Raw genomic sequence first — 17,127 nt, 5'->3', positions numbered from 1 at the left:
AGATGAATCGAATCAAGAACATCCGTCCCGGCGTTCTGGTGATCCCCGACGCCGGGCTGAAACTCAAGCCCGGCCAGGTGGTCGAGGTGGAACGCCTCACCAAGCAGATCCAGGCGGCGCTCAAGAACGGCCGCCTGGCCATGGCCGACAAACCGAAGCAGGAACCGCTCGCCCCTCCAGAGCCCGACCAGGACGCGGAACCGGTGGACCTGAGCAAACTCTCCGCCACCGACGCCATCTCCAAGGTCAATGAGGAAGCCAATCCGGAAACCCTCAAAGGCTACATGGAAACCGAAAAACGCCGCACGGTGATCGACGCGCTCAAGAGCCGTCTGGAGGGCCTGCAAGGTGCTGCTGAGTGACCTGATCGCCGACCTGCGGCTCGACCTGTCCGATCCGGGCGCATCTCTCTTCGAGGACCAGACTCTGGAGAGATGCGTCCGGAAAGCCGTTTTCCGGGTTGGCCGCGACCTCGACCAATCGCTGACGATCACGGTCGGAGAGATCACCCCCGATCCCACCGGCGAGGTCCGCGAGCTCCTGGTGATCATGGCGCAGATCCACGCCTGCCAGGTCATGCGTTCGGCCACCGCCAACGCCTTCTCCTTTTCCAGCGGTGACAAGCGGGTGGACAAAACCGGCCAGCCCGGCCACTGGGCCAAGCTCGAAGCCGATCTGCTCGTCGACTACCGCCAGCGGCTCACCGAGCTGCGTCCGGCCACCCAGCTCGATCAGGAAGCCTACATCCTGACTCCGAGCGGCCTTATGCCGGTCATCTACGAACAAGGGATCGATCTCGATGTTGTTGAATGACCGGGAACGCGCCGAAGCCGTGGCCGACGTCGCCCGGCTGATCCTCTCCTCCGGCCAGACCGCACGCGTCCTGCGCGTCGTTCCCGGCGAGCGGCTCTACGGCACCGATGATGCCGAATACGCGGAAGTCTCTGTCATCCCCCTTGAATTGAATGAAACCCCGCCGGAGGAGCTGAGCGGCAAGATCGACGCGCTTGCCTGTGTCCTTCCGGATGCCGATGTCCGGGGTGAAGACCGCCTGGCCTCAGACAGGGAAACCTATCGCATACAGAGTGTGGAAGAAGAACACTTCTTCGGCACCGTCACTCATAAGAACCTGCAACTGGTGAAGCTCAATGGGCGTTAGGCGGACCGGTGACTGGGACAAGGCCCGCGCCAAGCTGACCACCGGCATGGGGCCGCGCCTGGCCACGGCCCTGCGTCAGGCCACGATCCGCAACGCCCTTTTTCTGGTGCGCGAGATCCAGCGGGGGATTCGCTCCCAGGCCCCGGGCGGACAGGCTTTCGTGAAACTCGCCGAAAGCACCATCGAGCGCAAAGGTTCCAGCAAGGCGCTCATCGACACCGGCTTTCTCATCAACGCCATCACCCAAAAAATCATGGCAGACAAGGCGTTCGTCGGACTGCTGCGCGGCACCGTCAACAAGGACGGTGAAGACATGGTGAACATCGGTGCCGTCATGGAGTACGGAGCCACCATCAAACATCCGAACGGCGCGACCATCATCATCCCCGCCAGACCTTTTCTACATCCGGTGATGGAGAAGTACCGCGAGCAGATCCTCCAGAACTATCGTGAGGCGATCCGCTCCGCGCTTTGAGCCTCCGACACATCGCCAGCGCTTCCGGTAAGTAACCAGGCAGAAAACGGAGGCGTCCCTTGAGCACGATACAGACCGTCACAGAAACCCTGATCCGCCTGGCCAAGCAGGCCATCCATCCGGACACCGTGCTGGTGTTCCCGGATGACCTGTTCGAGGTCCAGCGCACCCCCAGCGTCATCCTCCAGGGGCCGAAACTGACGGAAGACCGTTTCCGCCGCAGCCAGAGCCGCCTATTCGAGAAGAATGTCGCGGAGCTGAGTTTCGAGGAGTGCCGGTTTCCCCGTCTCTATCACCTCGATTTCGACCTGGTGGTGACCGTGGACCGGGAGGCCGAACTGCTTGGTTTTCACGAATCGGTGTCGCGGTTCCTCCAGCTTTACCCGGAGATCGCCATCGCCGACCAGGGCAGCCTGAATCTTACCGAACTGGTTCCTCTGGGCGGCCTGGCCCGGGTGAACCTCTCCAACCTCCGGCAAAGCTCCGGACGCATCCGCATCGAATCCTGCCCGGTGTACGACGGCGACCTGCGCGACGGTCGGCTGATCCGGGACCGGACCTTCCAGTTTCACGGCGACGTGACAGAGCAACGAACCATTCAACCGTAAAGGAGAACAACCGTGATCGAGATCAGAAACCTGCAGTTCCAACCCCTGACGTTCAACCTCTCCGACCAGGGAACCCTCCACCTCGGGCCGCGAGAGCGCAAGAGCATCGCCCGCAAGGACCTCTCCGCAGAGATCAAGACCGCCGGAAAACGCGGCCTGGTGCGCATCACCGACCTGACCGGCGGCGCGGAACCGGAGCCGGAAAAGCCAACGGCGACCGAGGACGCCGCAGCCGATGAGGCCAAGACCACCAGCAAGCGGAGGAAATAACCATGCCGACCTATCTATCGCCCGGGATTTACACCCGGGAAACGGACTTCAGTTTCTATGTGAAGCAGATCTCGACCTCGTCGGCTGCCATGGTCGGAGTGGCCGAGAAAGGCCCGATCAACAAGCCCGTGCTGGTGACGAGCTGGGAACAGTTTATCAACCGTTTCGGCTCCTATATCAACGAAAGCTATCTGGCCTACGCCGCACGGGCGTTTTTCGACAACGGCGGGTCGGTCCTCTACGTCACCCGCATCGCCCATCTCACCGACTCCACCGACCGGGACACCCTGACGGCGCTCAAATCTTCCATCGTGCTGCAGAACCGGGAGGCGACGCCCGCCGACGCCCTGCGGATCGAGGCCGTGAACGAAGGCGTCTGGGGCGACCGACTCTCCATCTCCATCGAGGACGGTTCTCTCGATCCGGCCAACCATTTCAACCTGGTGGTCCGGCACAAAGGCGATGTGGTCGAGGTGTTCAAGGATCTGAGCATGGACGAGACGCTGCCCAACCATGTGGAGCTGGCGATCAACGACCGCTCGGATTTCATCCTGGTCCAGGATCTGGCCGCAGCAACGGGAACACCCGGCGACCGTCCGGCATTGGGCGTGTTCACGCTCAATGGCGGCGACAACGGGCTGACCGATCTGGCCGATGCGGATTTCATCGGCGATCCCTCGCAGCGTACCGGCCTCTATGGCTTTGACGAGATCGACGCATTGAATCTGCTGATGGTCCCCGGCGTCACCACGGTGCCGGTGATCAACGCCGGAATCGCCTATGCCGAGGGGCGCAAGGATCTGCTGTTCATCGCCGACACGCCCATGCACCTGGAGCCGCTCGAAGCGGTCGACTTCCGCAAGGGACAAGGGATGTACAGCCACGCGGCATTCAACTCCTCCTACGCGGCGCTCTACTACCCCTGGCTGGAGATCAGCGATCCGGTCAACTCGCGCAAGAAGCTGGTGCCGCCCTGCGGCGCGGTGGCGGGCTGCATCGCCCGCAGCGACCAGAAGACCAACGTCTGGAACGCGCCCGCCGGTATCGACCGTGGCCGCATCTTCAACACGCTCTCCCTGGCCTACAAGACCAGCCGTGGCGAGCGCGATGTGCTCTATCCGGAAGGGGTCAACGTCATCGCCGTGTTCCCCGACACCGGCATCAACATCTGGGGCCAGAAGACGCTGCAAAGCCAGCCCTCGGCCGTGGACCGCATCAACGTCCGCCGCCTGATGATGTTCATGGAGGAAGCCATCTCGGAATCCTCCCGCTTCGTGGTGTTCGAGCCGAACCATCCCCAGACCTGGCGTGCCCTCGGCCGCCTGATCAATCCCTTCCTGCAGGACATCAAGGACAAGGGTGGCCTGTACGACTTCGCCTTCCAGTGCGACGAGGAGACCAATACCCCGGCGGTCATCGACCGCAACGAAATGGTGGCCCGCGTGTTCGTCAAGCCGACCAAGACGGCGGAGTTCATCGAGCTGAACTTCATCCTGACCGCTACCTCTGCGGACTTCAAAGAAATCATCTAACGGGAGAACACGGCTATGAGAAGCGGAAATATGCCCAAGAGCCTTTACCAGAACTGGCAGTTCGCCATCGAGGTAAACGGCTTCGACGTGGCCCTGTTCCATAAGGGACAGGAGCCCAAAACCGAATTCGAGGAAGTGGCCTTTGCCCCGGCCGGTTCGATGTTCGACCAGAAGGTGGCGGGGCGGGTCAAATTCGAGGACATCACCCTCGAGAAAGGCAACCTGCAGGACGGCTCCGACGAGGCGGCCCGCGAATGGATCAAGAAACAGGTGGACGTGAACGCCGTCACCGGCGGTCTTCCGGCCGACTACATGCGCGACATCGATGTTGTCCGCTACGACCGCACCGGTAACGAGACCCGCCGCTGGACCCTGCACGGGGCCTGGGTGAAGGCGCTCGAATACGACGAGCTCGAGGGCGGCAACACCGAGAACACCATCGAGAAGCTCACCATCTGCTTCCAATACTGGACCTAAACCGGAGGATCGACCATGTACAGCTTTGAACTGCCAAGCGGCACTGAACTCGAACTCCGGGAAATGACCGGGACCGAGGAAGAACTGCTCACCAACCAACGCCTGATCCGTTCCGGAGAGGCGATCAACCAGGTGCTCCGCAACTGTTTCGTCCGGCTGGGCGAGAAGACCGATCCCGATCTTTCCGAGGTGATGAACCTGCTCTCGGGTGACCGGCTGTTCGCTCTGGTCCGCCTGCGCCAGATTTCCCTGGGGGACGAGGTGGAGCTGGAGCTGAGCTGCCCGAACAGCGCCTGCCGCATGACCAACTTTGTGACCATCAATCTCGAGGATCTCAAGTTCACCCCCTACGGCGAGGAGCGGGAGTTCGTCTTCAAGCTGCCCGGCTCGAAGAAAACCGTGCGCTTCGGATATCTCGACGGCCATAAGGAAAAACGCTTGGCCAGCCTGCGCGAGCCCAACATCTCCTCGGCCATGCTCATTCGCATCCTCGACATCGACGGCAAGGCCCCTTCCAAGAAGAGCCTGTCGGAAATGTCGATGCGCGACCGCAACGCGCTGCGGCAGGAGATGTCGCGGGTCGACGCGGGAATCGACACCTCGGTGGAGACCGAATGCGATGGCTGCGGAACCAAGATCCGCACCCGACTGGAGGCCGAACCGTCTTTTTTGTTCCCAGGAGTTCGCTTGTAAGCGACGCATTCTTTCTCGCTTACGGCGGACTGCACTGGGGCTGGTCGGAAACCCGCTCGCTGCCGCTCAGGGTCCGGCGTCAGTTCGTCGAGGCCCTCGAGCGGCAACTTGATTTTGAACGTGAGCAAACGGAACGGCGATAGATGAACGGCAATCTCGGACTGGGCATAGTGGTATCGATGAAGGATGCGTTCTCGCAGAACGCGCAGCGCATCCGTGGCTCCATGATGGACCTCGATTCCACCGTGGCGGATGCCAGCGAGCGGATGACCCGCAACCTGGACCGCATCCAGCAAGGCACCATGATGCTGGGGGCGGGACTGGCCCTGATGGCAGTACCCGCCGCCCTGGTCGCCTCCACCGCCGCGACCCAGAAAGCCCTGGGCGAGCTGGCGTCCCTCGGCGTGCAGGACCTCCGGGCCATCGAGGACGCCGCCGAATCCTTCACTAACCAATGGTCCGGTGCCGACAAGGCCGCCTTCATCACCGCCACCTACGATGTGAAATCGGCCCTGTCCAACCTCAGCGACGAGGCCGTGGGCGTCTTCACCTCCATGGCCGCCATGACCGCCAAGGCGACCAAGGCCACCACCCAGGAGATGGTCGGCACCTTCACCACGGCCTACGGGATATTCAAGCCCATCATGGCCGACATGAACGACATGGAATGGGCGACCGCCTTTTCCGGAGCCATGGCGCAGACCGTGGCCTCGTTCAAGACCAACGGCACCCAGATGGCCGACGCCATCAAGAACATCGGCGCGGTGGCCGCCGCGAGCAACATTCCCCTGAACGAGCAGCTCGCCGTGCTTGGCCAGCTTCAGACCACCATGCCCGGCTCCGAGGCGGGCACGTTGTACAAGGCGTTCATCATGAAGGCGGCCGAGGCCGGTGACGAGCTTGGCCTGTCCTTCACCGACACCAGCGGCCGCCTCAAGGGCGTGGTTCCCATCCTGCAAGAGATCAAGCGCCAGTTCCCCGATCTCTCCAACGCCGCCGCCCAGGTGAAGCTGAAGAAGGCCTTCGGCTCCGACGAGGCGGTCAAGTTCCTGCTGCAGATGTCGGCGGGCATGGAGAGCCTCGAAGGCAATATCCAGTCGGTAGGCCGGGCCATGAAGACCGGCACGGCGGTCACCGAACAGATGGCCGACGCCATGAATCAGGACATCGGAGCCCAGTTTCTGCTCCTGCGCCAGCAGATGGCCAACCTCAGCGAAATTCTGGGCCGCACTCTGCTGCCGGTGGTCACGCCGGTGATCAACGGCGTATCCCGCTTCATTCTGTTCCTGCAGCGCATGGCCAAGTCGATGCCGGGCGTGACCCGGGTGGTCCTGGGACTGTCCATGGCTCTCGGCACCATTCTGGTCGTGGCCGGAGCCGTCACCGCCGCCGTAGGCATGGTGGGACTCATGCTTCCCGCCATCAAGGCCGGGTTCGTGGCCATCAGCGCCGCGCTCGCCGGGGTGGGTTCGGCGGTCGCGACCTATTTTCTGCCCGTCACCGCGATCATCGCGGGCGTGATCCTCTCGGTGTATCTGCTCAAACGCGCCTGGGAAACCAACTTCGGCGGCATCCAGGATGTCATCACCGGGGCCTGGAACGAGGTCTCGCTGGTGTTTCAGGGGATCAGAGAGCTGGTGGGTTCGCTCAGCGGCGGCGTCGGGCAGATGTCGGCCGAACTGGCCCATAAGCTCGAATCCGCCGGATTGCTGGGTTTCGTGGTCACCGTCTTCAAGGCCTATTACCGCGTTCGTGAGGCCCTGGCCGGATTGTGGGACGCTTTTTCTCATGCCTTTGGCCGCATCCGCGCCATCCTCGAACCGACCGTCCGCACACTGATGAGCGCCTACGCGGCACTGGCCAGCGCGGTCTTTTCAGTAGTGGAGATCTTCGGCGTGGCCGCCAGCGCCACCGACGGGTCGTCCTGGCGTAACTTCGGCACGGTTATCGGCACCGTCGCCGGTGTGCTTCTGCAGGGGTTGGCGTTCGCCCTGAAGATCGTGGCCTGGAACCTGTCGCTCATCGTGCGAGCCCTGGCGGTGGTGGTGCGCAGCGTGGTCTGGGTCGGCAAGATCATCGTCGGGTCCCTGGTCGGCGCGACCAAGTTCATCTACAAGTTCCTGCTGCCCGTGCGCATGATCGGCGAGGCCTTCGTGGCCGCCGGGAAGATCGTCTATTCCGTCTGGCAGGTGCTGACCGGTGACATCTCCCTGCTGGATGGTCTCAAGGCCATTGGCGGCGCGGTCTACGATTTTCTTGCCACCCCGTTCCGCTGGGCGCGGGATGTGGTGGTCGGTGTCTGGGATTTCATTTCCGGCATCTTCACCTCCTTCGGACGCCTGGTGGCCGACGCCGCCGGACAGATCCGCCAGGCGATTCTGAATCTGCCGATCATCAGCACCCTGCGGGATCTGTTTGCCACCGTGCGCTCCTTCTTCGCCGGGGACACCACCTTCTTCGAGGCGGGCAAAAAGCTGCTGATCGCCCTGGGCGAAGGGATCTGGTCGGCGGTGACCTATCCCTTCACCATGCTCAAGAACGCCCTGGGCAAGCTGCGCAATCTGCTGCCGTTCTCCGATGCCCGCGAGGGACCACTCGCCAGCCTGACCGCCTCCGGTTCCGCGCTGCTCAAGACTCTCGCCGACGGCATGAGCCTTACCCAGTCGCTGCCCGCGAAAGTGTTCGGCTTCGCCGCTCGCGGGATTCTCTCGGCCGCTGCGGGAGCGTGGCAGCAGGTCAAAACGGCGGGCGGAAACCTCATGGACGCCGCCTCGGCTCCTTTCCGGATGGCCGGAAAACTCTGGGACGGTCTGACCTCCGGCGCACAAACCGTCGCGGCCAAGGCCGGTGCCATCTTCGAAGGTCTCAAACAATCCCTGTTTGGCGGCACGCCTGAGCTGGCGATCACGCCGCCCCAGGTCAATGCCTGGGACGCGCTGGCCACGGGAGCCGTCACTGTTCGCGACCGGATCGTTGCCACGCTGTCTGCCGTCCCCGGGGCTGTGGGCCGAATCTTTGCCAGTGCCGGTACCGAGGGGCAATCCCTCTGGCAAAGGCTTTCCAGCGGCGCGAGCGCGGGCATCCAGGCGATCAAGGATAGAAGCGCTGGGATCGCCAACGGTTTGCTCTCCTCCGCTCGCGCCATGCTGGGAGTCCAGACCCCGATTCCGCAGGTGGCCGAACAGAAGCAACCGCTCGGAGCTGCGCCGCCCGCCGAATCGATTGGGCAACGCATCATCGAAAGCGTGCTCAGTCTCGTGCCGCGTCTGGACGAGTGCCTGGTGCCCAAGGCCCTGAGCGCCATGCTGATGCTCCAGCCGGTCATGGCCACGGCCGCGCCACCCCCGCAACCGATGAACGGCACCGTGCAGACCGTCGCGGCGGCCGTCGAACTGGTAAGTAAGAATTACATCCAGCCGTTTGCGGTGGAACCGGCACCGGAAATCGGAAGTGCTTCTCCGGCTCTGGCCGGGATTGAACGGCCCAAGACGGCCGCGCCGACTCCGATAGCGAAGCCCCTGCAATCGGGACTCGCCGAGACGGTGCCTTCCGAACGCTTGATTACTCCGGCCCGCACCGCTCCCGCGACACCACTGCGGGGAGAGGAAGCCGGTCCGGGTCTGCGCGAGCTGCTGGAATCCCTGCTCTCACGCCTCGATGGTCTGGCCGACCGCCCGGTGGAACTGAGCGTGACCACCAACATCGATGGCCGGAAGGTGGCCGAGGCGGTCTACAGGGACCTGCGGGAGCGGAAGATCAGAAACTACGAAACCCTGTGAGAGGACCGATGAAACGCATCTTTGTCTGCAGCCCGTTCGCGGGTGACATAGCCCGAAACGTCAAGGTCGCCGAGGCGCTTTGCCGCCAGGTCATGAGAAACGGTCACGCGCCGTTCGCGCCGCATCTGCTGTATCCGACCTTCACCGATGACAGCGTTCCCGAGCAGCGGGAGACTGGCATCGCCTGCGGCCTGGCCTACATGGAATGTTGCGACGAGGTGTGGGCGTTCACCGGCAACGGCATTTCCAGCGGCATGCGGCTGGAACTCGACCGGGCCGGACAACTGGGCAAGCCGATCATCGAGATCGCCTAGGTGTAAGGAATGGCCTGGGATCAACAGCCCATCAAGGGATATCTGGTGGACGCCGACACGGGGGAGCGGCTCGAATTCCAGTACAACCCCAACTCCATCAGCGACGAGAAGTCGACCGACTACGCGACGATCAAAATCCCCGGCATGAGCCATCCGCGCTACCAGTACGTCGCCGGGGAACCGCGCCGGATCGCCTTCAAGGTCGAGCTGTTCAAGGGGCCGGTGAAACAGAAGGTCGACTGGCTCCGCTCGCTGCAATATCCGGAACACGCCGGAACCATGCTCAAGAACGCGCCGCACCGTGTGCTGCTGATTTTCGGAGATCTCTACCCGGGCGTGACCTGCATCGTCCGGCAGGTGAAGGCGCGTTTCTTCGGCCTGTTCGACCGGGACAACCTGCTGCCGCAACGGGCCGAGGTGGACATCGTCCTCGAGGAATATGTGGACCGTTCCATCAACTGGTCGGAGGTACGTTCATGATCGGCCGTGATTCCCGCTACGCCCGCTGCGTTCTCTACCGGGACAGCGACGGCACCTCCCTCGGCATGCGCCAGCGCATCGACACCACCCCCAGACACGACGACCGCCTGCACACCGTGGTCGAGGGCGACCGCCTGGATCTGCTCGCGCACCGCTATCTGGGTGACGCCAGGCTCTGGTGGATCATCTGCGACTACAACGACCTCTTTTTCCCGTTGGCGCTCGAGCCGGGTCTGGCGCTGCGCATTCCCTCCCGCGAACACGTCCAGATGCGCCTGCTCGACTGAAGCGTCCGACACCTCGCCATGCCTTCCGGTAAGTAAGCAGGGAACTGCGAACTACCGGAGAGACGCATGGATCTGGATACCTTCAAGCCGACATTTCTGATTCAGATCGAGGGGCAAGACCTCTCGAAGGACATCACCCAGGAGATCACCTCGTTCGTTTTCACCGACAACGAGGAGGAGTTGGATGTCCTCGAACTGTCGGTGACCGACCGCAACCTGCAGTTCGTCGACGATCCGCTGTTCCAGGAAGGCAACGAGATCGTGGCCCGCTTCGGCTACGTGGGGAACCTCTCTCCGCGCAAGAAAGCGGTCATCAAGGACATCGATTACGACTTCCCGGAAAACGGCGATCCGACCATCCGCATCAAGGCCTACGACAAGGGCTTCAAACTCGCGGGCAAGGAAAACCAGAAGGTCTGGCAAAAACCTGCTCCCGGCATCCTCTATTCGGAAATCGCCGAACAAGTCGCCGCCGCCAACGGCCTCACGCCGGTGGTCACGGCCACCAAGGGGACCCATCTCCGCGTCACCCAGAGCAACATCTCGGACGCCCAGTTCCTCAAGGAGCTGGCGGAAAAGGCCCGCGACCGCGATGGCGACGGCGTCAGCGGCTATGTCTTCTACATCCAGGACGACGAACTCCATTTCCATCCCCGCGAACTCGACCAGACGCCGCTTCTGACCCTCGAATATTTCACCGACACCAAGGGCCTGCTGCGCTCGTTCCGCCCCAGCACCCAATCCCAGGGAGCCAAGGGCGCGGGTGTCGAGACCAAGACGGTCGGCGTCGACCCGCGCAAGAAGGACGTAGTCGAGCACAAGGCCAACAACGCCACCACGCCCGAGCGGACGGCCCTGGGCAAGCAGACCTATCTGGTCGACGGCAACACCGGCGAAGGCAGCTTCAAGGAACAGGAGACGGGGCAGATCGTGCCCTGCTTCGACCGTTCCGAAGGCTTTCACGAAGAGCCGCGCCAGGAGCCCGCCCAGGACAGCGCCGAAGGCAAGTTCCGCGAGGCCGAGCTGCGCCAGGTCGAGGCGGACGCCGCCACCATTGGCATTCCCCAGCTACGCGCCAAGAAAAACGTCGAGATCAAGGGCGTGGGCCAGAAGTTTTCCGGCATCTACTACTGCCACTCGGTGCGCCACAGCATCAGCAGCGCAGGCTATCTCTGCGAACTCAAACTCAAGAAGAACGCCCTCGGCAAGGGCGCGGGCGACAAGTCCGCCGAGTCCCAGGGCAAACCCAACGACAAGGAGGCCCCGCCCACGCCGCAAAACGAGCCGCCAGCCATGGTGACCATCGACGCGGACTCCGGCGCGGTCACACAAGGAGGCGGCAATGGGTGATCTCAGCAAAAATTTCAACCGTTCGGAATTCGCCTGCAAGGGCAAAAACTGCTGCGGCCATTCGGCTGCGGTCCATCCCGACCTGGTCGACGCCCTGCAGACGCTGCGCGACCGCATCGGTAAACCGCTGTCCATCACCAGCGGCTTTCGCTGCAACCGACACAACAAGGCGGTGGGCGGCGCGGAGCAGAGTTTCCACACGCTGGGCATGGCGGCCGACGTGAGCTGTCCCGCAGGCGTTTGGCCCGAGGAACTGGCGGTCATCGCCGAGGAGATCCCTCTCTTCCGCGAGGGCGGCATCGGCGTCTATGCCTCCTGGGTTCATCTCGACGTGCGCCGGTCGGGCAAGGCGAGGTGGCGGTCATGAGCACCGAAACCAAGACCCTGTTTTCCGGCACCGCGCTGGGACTGTCCGGGCCTCTTCGGGTGGAGATCCTGCCCAATGGAATGACCGCGAGGCTGACCCAGCCGTTCCGTGTCCGCACCGGCGCTGGCCGCATCATCGAAGTGCCCGCCGGGTTCGAGACCGACTTCGCCTCGGTGCCGCGCCTGTTCTGGCGCGTGGTGCCGCCCTGGGGACGATATTCCCCGGCGGCCGTCGTTCACGACTATCTCTACCACACCGGCAAGGTCTCGCGGCTTGCTGCCGACCGCCTCTTTCTCGAACTGATGGCGGCCCTGGGCGTGCCTCTGTGGAAAAGGCAGGTCATGTATTGGGCGGTTCGTCTGGGCGGCTGGCTGGCCTGGGACGCCAGTCGAAAGCGGGAGGCGGAGCATGCTTGAAACCCGCGACCGTCAATCCGAGGAACGCTACCGCAACCGCTGGTACGGCAAGTACCGGGCCTTCGTGCGCGACAACAACGACCCCGAACGCCTCGGCCGGGTCCGGCTGGAGATCCCCGCCGTGCTCGGCAGCGGGCGGGAGAACTGGTCCGAATGGGCCGCTCCCTGTTTCCCCTACGGCGGCAACGACGACACCGGCATGTTCCTGGTCCCCGAGGAAGGTGCCTCGGTCTGGGCCGAGTTCGAGGGCGGCGTCGTCCAGTATCCGATCTGGACCGGGGTCTGGCTGGCCAAGAGCAATCCCGGCGAGCAGCCCGAGGAATCCAAGCGCACCTGCGCGAATGCCTTCTGCCATGACTGCGAGGACAAGGTCGAGCATCAGGCCAACCGGCACGACGATCTCGAACACAAGAAGTACCACGGCCATCCGCCGTACTACTGCCCGCGCCTGAAGGTCCTGCTCAAGACCGAAACCGGCCACACCATCCTGGCCGATGACCGCGACGGCGACGAGCTGCTGCGGATCATCGACCGCGCCGGACAGATCCTCACCATGGAAGGGAAGGTGAAGCCGGAGATGCAGAGCGGCAACGCCCTGCGCCGAGGCACGAAGGACGCCGAGAAGGGCGACCAGCTCGACATCGCCTCGCAGATCGTCGGCTCCCGCGCCCGCGTCCAGCTCACCGACCTCTGCCGCCAGCAGGTGATCCTCGAAGCCTGGCAGGACAAGGAGAAGGTCCACATCCTCTCGTGCGACAAGGGCCGCTCCCGCTGGCAGAAGATCCTCATCGATACCACCAAGGGCCGAGAGAAGGTTCACATCTGGGGGCTGGGCGGCACCCAGGAAATCCTCGTCGATTCCACCGCCGCCGCCGAACAGATCCGCCTCACCGACAAGGCCGGTCAGGTGGTGCGCATGAACGCCGCGCCCGGCCAGGAGAGCATCAGCGCCACCGACAAGTCCGGCAGCCTCGTGTTCATGGATGGGGTGGCCGGAAACATCATCATTCGCTCGACGAACACCGTCTTGATCAACACCTGAAGGAAGCATCGCATGGGAGAAAGAACAACAACGCCCTCCGGACTCTCGGCCAGCGAGGAATTGCTGGCCAGGACCTTCGAGCATTGGCGGGAGGAATTCCGCAGCATCCTCGAAAACCACCGCCGGGAAATCCAGGATCGCCTCGAGAAGATCGAGCGCGAAATCGAGAAGAAATCGGACAAGGAAAACGTCGAGGTGCTGGTCCGCTCGATCTATTCCGATCTGCACCGGCACGCCGAGGAGATCGACCGGCTGCATGCCCGGGTCGGCTCCAAGATGGGAACCGAGACCATGTGGAAGATCGTCGGCCTGGTATTGACCATCGGCAGCACCATCGGCGGACTCGTCGGCTTTCTGATCCACCTGTTGCTGAAGGTGAACCCATGAGCTCCCAGGCGCGACTCGGCGACATCAGCAGTCACGGCGGCGTCATCATCACCGGGGCGAGCCGGACGCTGGACAACGGCATGCCGGTGGCCCGTATGGGGGATCTGCACGTCTGTCCCATCCCAGGGCATGGCGTGACGCCCATCGTGACCGGCAGCTTCGACACCATCACCGAAGGATTGCCCAACGCCCGCATCGGCGACATCACCGCCTGCGGAGCCATCATAGTCACCGGCAGTCCCAACACCATCGACAACTGAGGGGGACGCCATGAACAATCTTGAACAGCCGCAGGAACCGCACTACTGGGATGTTTTCCCGAAACTGATCCGGGTCTCGCGATCCCCATTCGTCCAGCGCATTCCGCTCTCGATCCGTGGTCTACCCGAAGCGCCGGTGTTCGAATCGTCCAATCCCGACGTGGCCAGTGTCGATGAGGACGGCAATGTAGAGTGCGGCTTCGTTCCCGGGGCGGCCATGATCCTGGTCTGGGATTCTGCCGAGCGGCTCAGCCTGCGTCACGTCCAGGTCGAGGTCTATGGCGGCGGCGTCTCCGCACCGGTGGAGGTTCCTTCATGACCGATACCGCGTCAGCCTATAACCACTGGGAGGTTCAGCCTCGCTCCATCCGCCTCTCCGCTGGCGAGTTCGAGCAAAGGGTTCCGCTCTCCCTGCGCGGCGACGTGGACGCCCCGGTCTTTGCCTCCAGCAATCCGGAGGTCGCGGAGATCGGGCAGGATGGCGTCATTCGCTGCGGCTGGACCATCGGCAACGCCGTGCTCATGGTTTGGCGGTCTTCGGCCCGGGACAGCCTCCGCCATGTTCTGGTGGAGGTCCGCGATCCGTCCTGGTTCGCCGACCACCCGGACTTTGCCAGCGGAGCATCGGTCTTCCTCAGCGGCACTGTGGTCAACGCCCTCAACACCAGCGGCGTCGGCAACGCGCTGATCGAATTCCGCCGCTCGGAAACCGGCCCGGCGGCGTTCCAGACCTTCGCCAACGCCTATGGCGGGTTCGAGCTGACCGTGCCCGAGGGGTTCTATTACGTGGAGGTCACCGCGCCGGGATACATCGCCTGGCATGGCTGGGTGAACGCCGACACCAACACCTCCGGCGACATCCAGATCGTTCTCTCGCCCGAACTCGACGGCCAGGTCGCCCGCATCGTGTTGCAGTGGGGGCTCAACCCCCGGGATCTCGATTCCCATCTCACCGGACCGACGCCATCGGGCGGTCGCTTCCATGTGTTCTATTCCCACACCATCGAAAACGAGGCGGCGGAATTGGACGTGGACGACACCAGTTCCTACGGGCCAGAGACCATCACCATCCATCGGCTCATCCCCGGCGTCTACCGTTACGCGGTCCACGACTACACCAACCGCAACGCCAATCCGAGCACCGGCCTGGCGCAGTCCGGAGCCACTGTGAAAGTGTTCCTGAGCGATGGCCGTGAGCAGACCTTCACCGTTCCCAACGCCCCGGGTACGGTCTGGACCGTGTTCGAAATCGACGGCGCGACCGGAACAGTGACGCCGGTCAACGCCATGAGCTATCAATCCCAACCCGCCAACGTCGGCATGTAGTGGAGGTTGTCCATGATTTCCGAAGAACCCGCCGACTTGCAGGCCACCATCGAACAGACCGATTCCGGCGAACAGCAGTATGTGCTGCGGGCGCTCTGCGATCACCTGTCCGGCATCCGTGAGGAGCTTTCCGGTATCCGCACGTTGCTGGAGGCCGGTCACGCCGCCTCTGAGGCGATGCGCGGCCAGGCCCAGTCCTATCTTGAGGCCCAGCAGGCCAGGACCCAGGAGTATCTGGACCAGGTACAGATCGAGCCGGAGCCCGATTTCTATCCCTTCGTCGAACTGCCTGCGGGCACCGAACCCCGGGATCTGCCGGACGGCAACCGGCTCTTCACCTTGCCCGACGGCATGATCCTGCGAACCACGGACGACCAGCGAATCTGCGTCATCGACGGCGGGGAACAGCAGGTCATCACCCCCGGACCCGGCACGGCCGTCGAGGTCGCCCCGGGACGCCTTTACACCCTGGTCGAGTCCTATCTGCGTTCGACCCAGGAGGCAGCCGGTATCAGCGGACTGCCTGCCGGGATCGATCCGACCGCCATGGGCGCGGAACGCTTCGCGGTGGTTCTGCCCGAGGGCATCCGCCTCGACGTCGATCACCGGGAGCGGTTCATCACCCTGATCAACCCGTCCGGTCCTATCGACATCATCGGCATCGGCCGCATCGAGGGCATCGGCGAAACCATCGCTGTCCGTCTGCTCTCCGGCGGAGCCAAGGGATTCCAGTGCGGCCAGTCCGTCCACGGCGGACTGATCGAGGCGGACGGAACCATCCATCTGGGACTCAAGAGCGGTCTAGATCTGGTGGTCCGGTTCCAGGGAGAAGCCATCGACGACGGCGCACCGGAAAATGGCTGCTCGGGACAGTGCGGCCTCGACTGCGAGGAGCGTACCTGATGAGCTACGACTTTCTCGGCAAGGGGCTGCGTTACCCGTTCCGGTTTCAGTCGGTATCCGGCGGCACCCAGGTCTCGACCGCCACCTCGCGGGAGCACGAGCACATCCGCGAAAGCATCCTGCAGATCCTCGGCACCCGGATCGGCGAACGGTTCATGAATCCGGAGTTCGGCTCCAGGCTGAAGGATCTGGTGTTCGAACAGAACGACGAGGTGCTCAAGGGCTTGCTGCGTCATTACGTGATCGACGCTATCAAGCGCTGGGAAAAGCGGGTGATCATCACGGAGGTGCGCTTCGACGACCGGCCGCTGAACATCGACGGCAACCTGCTGCTGGTACATATCGCCTACCGGGTGATCCAGAGCCAGGTGGACGGCAACCTGGTCTATCCCTTCTACAGAGAAGACCCGAACAATCCCGCGCCCAGCTATCCCCAACCGGAACCCGAGCCGGAACCGCCGCCGGTGCGCAGCGTGCGCCTGTCACCGGACGTGCGCTCGCTGTTCAATCTGTTCTGGTTCGACGCGGCCGAAATGAGTCCCGATCCGGACGATTCCTTCATCTGGCCAGCCGGAGAATACGAGATCGCCTACATCGAGGGAGCCTTTCAGGACCGCAACGGCAAATGGATCGTTAGCGATCCGGGTGACAATCACGGCCATTATCTGGTCTTCGAGGGAGCGCCTGAAACGGAAGCGCCCCAGGCCGAGCATGCCCTCTATCTGGCTGCGAGCGGTCTGGGCTTCAACACCCAGAGCCAGGCGGAAGACAACGCCGCTGGCACCGTTCACCGGATCACCACGTCGGAGTCTGGTCGCATCGGCCTGTTCTATTTCGAGGGCAAGAAGGAATCCCACTACCTCAACAACACCTCCGGGCAGCCCAATCCCGTCTGGCAACTGCGCGGCCCGCTCTGAGGCATCCCGCCTCCGACACATCCAGGTCCCTTCCGGTAAGTAACCGGCGTGGCGAGAGCATCAGGCGCTCTCGCATAACCGCCGA

At 63.3% G+C, this 17,127-nt stretch carries 23 protein-coding genes; all 23 read left to right on the top strand.

Annotated features, from left to right (window positions below):
- Positions 1–2 precede the first annotated feature (2 nt).
- Positions 3–362: a hypothetical protein gene (locus tag LF599_RS09105; RefSeq protein WP_011366970.1), complete on the top strand. Its 360-nt coding sequence runs from the start codon at positions 3–5 to the stop codon at positions 360–362.
- Complete coding sequence (locus LF599_RS09100) at positions 349–813, top strand: hypothetical protein (protein WP_279523060.1); 465 nt, start codon at positions 349–351, stop codon at positions 811–813. Before LF599_RS09105 ends, LF599_RS09100 begins: the two co-directional genes overlap by 14 nt.
- Positions 800–1,159, top strand: coding sequence for a hypothetical protein (locus LF599_RS09095; RefSeq protein ID WP_279523059.1), 360 nt, complete (start codon positions 800–802; stop codon positions 1,157–1,159). The genes LF599_RS09100 and LF599_RS09095 overlap by 14 nt, the downstream gene beginning before the upstream one ends.
- Entirely contained in the window at positions 1,149–1,634 is a 486-nt protein-coding gene (locus tag LF599_RS09090; protein ID WP_011366973.1) for a phage virion morphogenesis protein, read from the top strand. Before LF599_RS09095 ends, LF599_RS09090 begins: the two co-directional genes overlap by 11 nt.
- Positions 1,635–1,693: 59 nt before the next feature.
- Positions 1,694–2,242, top strand: coding sequence for a hypothetical protein (locus LF599_RS09085; RefSeq protein WP_054033025.1), 549 nt, complete (start codon positions 1,694–1,696; stop codon positions 2,240–2,242).
- Between the two features lie 12 nt (positions 2,243–2,254).
- The gene (locus LF599_RS09080) at positions 2,255–2,512 is read left to right on the top strand and encodes a hypothetical protein (RefSeq protein ID WP_269941950.1); all 258 of its coding nucleotides are present in this window, start codon (positions 2,255–2,257) and stop codon (positions 2,510–2,512) included.
- A 2-nt stretch (positions 2,513–2,514) separates the two neighbouring features.
- Complete coding sequence (locus tag LF599_RS09075; RefSeq protein WP_269941951.1) at positions 2,515–4,044, top strand: phage tail sheath C-terminal domain-containing protein; 1,530 nt, start codon at positions 2,515–2,517, stop codon at positions 4,042–4,044.
- A 30-nt stretch (positions 4,045–4,074) separates the two neighbouring features.
- Positions 4,075–4,521: a phage tail protein gene (locus LF599_RS09070; RefSeq protein WP_225940361.1), complete on the top strand. Its 447-nt coding sequence runs from the start codon at positions 4,075–4,077 to the stop codon at positions 4,519–4,521.
- 15 nt (positions 4,522–4,536) lie between these two features.
- Positions 4,537–5,214 (top strand): T4 family baseplate hub assembly chaperone, encoded by a 678-nt coding sequence (locus LF599_RS09065; protein WP_279523058.1) that lies wholly within the window; start codon positions 4,537–4,539, stop codon positions 5,212–5,214.
- 143 nt (positions 5,215–5,357) lie between these two features.
- On the top strand, positions 5,358–8,993 hold the full coding sequence (locus tag LF599_RS09060) for a phage tail tape measure protein (RefSeq protein WP_279523057.1): 3,636 nt from the start codon (positions 5,358–5,360) through the stop codon (positions 8,991–8,993).
- Between the two features lie 8 nt (positions 8,994–9,001).
- The gene (locus tag LF599_RS09055; protein WP_269941957.1) at positions 9,002–9,307 is read left to right on the top strand and encodes a DUF7768 domain-containing protein; all 306 of its coding nucleotides are present in this window, start codon (positions 9,002–9,004) and stop codon (positions 9,305–9,307) included.
- 9 nt (positions 9,308–9,316) lie between these two features.
- Entirely contained in the window at positions 9,317–9,787 is a 471-nt protein-coding gene (locus LF599_RS09050) for a CIS tube protein (RefSeq protein WP_011366981.1), read from the top strand.
- Positions 9,784–10,074 carry a LysM peptidoglycan-binding domain-containing protein gene (locus LF599_RS09045; RefSeq protein ID WP_022661714.1) on the top strand — a complete coding sequence of 97 codons (291 nt, stop codon included), beginning with the start codon at positions 9,784–9,786 and terminating at the stop codon, positions 10,072–10,074. Before LF599_RS09050 ends, LF599_RS09045 begins: the two co-directional genes overlap by 4 nt.
- Positions 10,075–10,140: 66 nt before the next feature.
- Positions 10,141–11,424: a phage late control D family protein gene (locus LF599_RS09040; RefSeq protein ID WP_022661715.1), complete on the top strand. Its 1,284-nt coding sequence runs from the start codon at positions 10,141–10,143 to the stop codon at positions 11,422–11,424.
- Entirely contained in the window at positions 11,417–11,791 is a 375-nt protein-coding gene (locus tag LF599_RS09035; RefSeq protein WP_279523056.1) for a YcbK family protein, read from the top strand. Before LF599_RS09040 ends, LF599_RS09035 begins: the two co-directional genes overlap by 8 nt.
- Positions 11,788–12,207, top strand: a complete 420-nt coding sequence (locus tag LF599_RS09030; RefSeq protein WP_269941961.1) for a DUF1353 domain-containing protein — start codon at positions 11,788–11,790, stop codon at positions 12,205–12,207. The genes LF599_RS09035 and LF599_RS09030 overlap by 4 nt, the downstream gene beginning before the upstream one ends.
- The gene (locus LF599_RS09025) at positions 12,200–13,249 is read left to right on the top strand and encodes a phage baseplate assembly protein V (protein ID WP_279523055.1); all 1,050 of its coding nucleotides are present in this window, start codon (positions 12,200–12,202) and stop codon (positions 13,247–13,249) included. Before LF599_RS09030 ends, LF599_RS09025 begins: the two co-directional genes overlap by 8 nt.
- A gap of 12 nt (positions 13,250–13,261) precedes the next feature.
- Entirely contained in the window at positions 13,262–13,636 is a 375-nt protein-coding gene (locus LF599_RS09020; protein WP_011366987.1) for a hypothetical protein, read from the top strand.
- A complete protein-coding gene (locus tag LF599_RS09015) occupies positions 13,633–13,896 on the top strand; it encodes a PAAR domain-containing protein (RefSeq protein ID WP_013258605.1) in 264 nt (87 codons plus the stop codon). The genes LF599_RS09020 and LF599_RS09015 overlap by 4 nt, the downstream gene beginning before the upstream one ends.
- A gap of 10 nt (positions 13,897–13,906) precedes the next feature.
- Entirely contained in the window at positions 13,907–14,215 is a 309-nt protein-coding gene (locus LF599_RS09010; RefSeq protein WP_011366989.1) for a hypothetical protein, read from the top strand.
- On the top strand, positions 14,212–15,222 hold the full coding sequence (locus tag LF599_RS09005; protein WP_279523054.1) for a hypothetical protein: 1,011 nt from the start codon (positions 14,212–14,214) through the stop codon (positions 15,220–15,222). The genes LF599_RS09010 and LF599_RS09005 overlap by 4 nt, the downstream gene beginning before the upstream one ends.
- Before the next feature lie 12 nt (positions 15,223–15,234).
- Positions 15,235–16,125, top strand: coding sequence for a hypothetical protein (locus tag LF599_RS09000; RefSeq protein WP_279523053.1), 891 nt, complete (start codon positions 15,235–15,237; stop codon positions 16,123–16,125).
- Entirely contained in the window at positions 16,125–17,042 is a 918-nt protein-coding gene (locus LF599_RS08995; protein WP_279523052.1) for a GPW/gp25 family protein, read from the top strand. The genes LF599_RS09000 and LF599_RS08995 overlap by 1 nt, the downstream gene beginning before the upstream one ends.
- The last annotated feature ends 85 nt before the right edge of the window (positions 17,043–17,127 follow it).

This window comes from Pseudodesulfovibrio thermohalotolerans (genome assembly GCF_021353295.2).
GTDB classification, from domain to species: Bacteria; Desulfobacterota; Desulfovibrionia; order Desulfovibrionales; family Desulfovibrionaceae; genus Pseudodesulfovibrio; species Pseudodesulfovibrio thermohalotolerans.
Note: the sequence above shows the minus strand (reverse complement) of the source record. Positions and strands in the feature narration are given on the sequence as shown.

Excerpts from the sequence above, each read along its gene's own strand:
- LF599_RS09050 (WP_011366981.1), top strand. The coding sequence starts at position 9,317 with ATGGCCTGGGATCAACAGCCCATCAAGGGATATCTGGTGGACGCCGAC.
- LF599_RS09090 (WP_011366973.1), top strand. The coding sequence starts at position 1,149 with ATGGGCGTTAGGCGGACCGGTGACTGGGACAAGGCCCGCGCCAAGCTG.
- LF599_RS09000 (WP_279523053.1), top strand. The coding sequence starts at position 15,235 with ATGATTTCCGAAGAACCCGCCGACTTGCAGGCCACCATCGAACAGACC.
- LF599_RS09055 (WP_269941957.1), top strand. The coding sequence starts at position 9,002 with ATGAAACGCATCTTTGTCTGCAGCCCGTTCGCGGGTGACATAGCCCGA.
- LF599_RS09060 (WP_279523057.1), top strand. The coding sequence starts at position 5,358 with ATGAACGGCAATCTCGGACTGGGCATAGTGGTATCGATGAAGGATGCG.
- LF599_RS09020 (WP_011366987.1), top strand. The coding sequence starts at position 13,262 with ATGGGAGAAAGAACAACAACGCCCTCCGGACTCTCGGCCAGCGAGGAA.
- LF599_RS09075 (WP_269941951.1), top strand. The coding sequence starts at position 2,515 with ATGCCGACCTATCTATCGCCCGGGATTTACACCCGGGAAACGGACTTC.
- LF599_RS09005 (WP_279523054.1), top strand. The coding sequence starts at position 14,212 with ATGACCGATACCGCGTCAGCCTATAACCACTGGGAGGTTCAGCCTCGC.
- LF599_RS08995 (WP_279523052.1), top strand. The coding sequence starts at position 16,125 with ATGAGCTACGACTTTCTCGGCAAGGGGCTGCGTTACCCGTTCCGGTTT.
- LF599_RS09025 (WP_279523055.1), top strand. The coding sequence starts at position 12,200 with ATGCTTGAAACCCGCGACCGTCAATCCGAGGAACGCTACCGCAACCGC.
- LF599_RS09040 (WP_022661715.1), top strand. The coding sequence starts at position 10,141 with ATGGATCTGGATACCTTCAAGCCGACATTTCTGATTCAGATCGAGGGG.
- LF599_RS09030 (WP_269941961.1), top strand. The coding sequence starts at position 11,788 with ATGAGCACCGAAACCAAGACCCTGTTTTCCGGCACCGCGCTGGGACTG.
- LF599_RS09035 (WP_279523056.1), top strand. The coding sequence starts at position 11,417 with ATGGGTGATCTCAGCAAAAATTTCAACCGTTCGGAATTCGCCTGCAAG.
- LF599_RS09015 (WP_013258605.1), top strand. The coding sequence starts at position 13,633 with ATGAGCTCCCAGGCGCGACTCGGCGACATCAGCAGTCACGGCGGCGTC.
- LF599_RS09070 (WP_225940361.1), top strand. The coding sequence starts at position 4,075 with ATGCCCAAGAGCCTTTACCAGAACTGGCAGTTCGCCATCGAGGTAAAC.
- LF599_RS09045 (WP_022661714.1), top strand. The coding sequence starts at position 9,784 with ATGATCGGCCGTGATTCCCGCTACGCCCGCTGCGTTCTCTACCGGGAC.
- LF599_RS09095 (WP_279523059.1), top strand. The coding sequence starts at position 800 with ATGTTGTTGAATGACCGGGAACGCGCCGAAGCCGTGGCCGACGTCGCC.
- LF599_RS09105 (WP_011366970.1), top strand. The coding sequence starts at position 3 with ATGAATCGAATCAAGAACATCCGTCCCGGCGTTCTGGTGATCCCCGAC.
- LF599_RS09065 (WP_279523058.1), top strand. The coding sequence starts at position 4,537 with ATGTACAGCTTTGAACTGCCAAGCGGCACTGAACTCGAACTCCGGGAA.
- LF599_RS09010 (WP_011366989.1), top strand. The coding sequence starts at position 13,907 with ATGAACAATCTTGAACAGCCGCAGGAACCGCACTACTGGGATGTTTTC.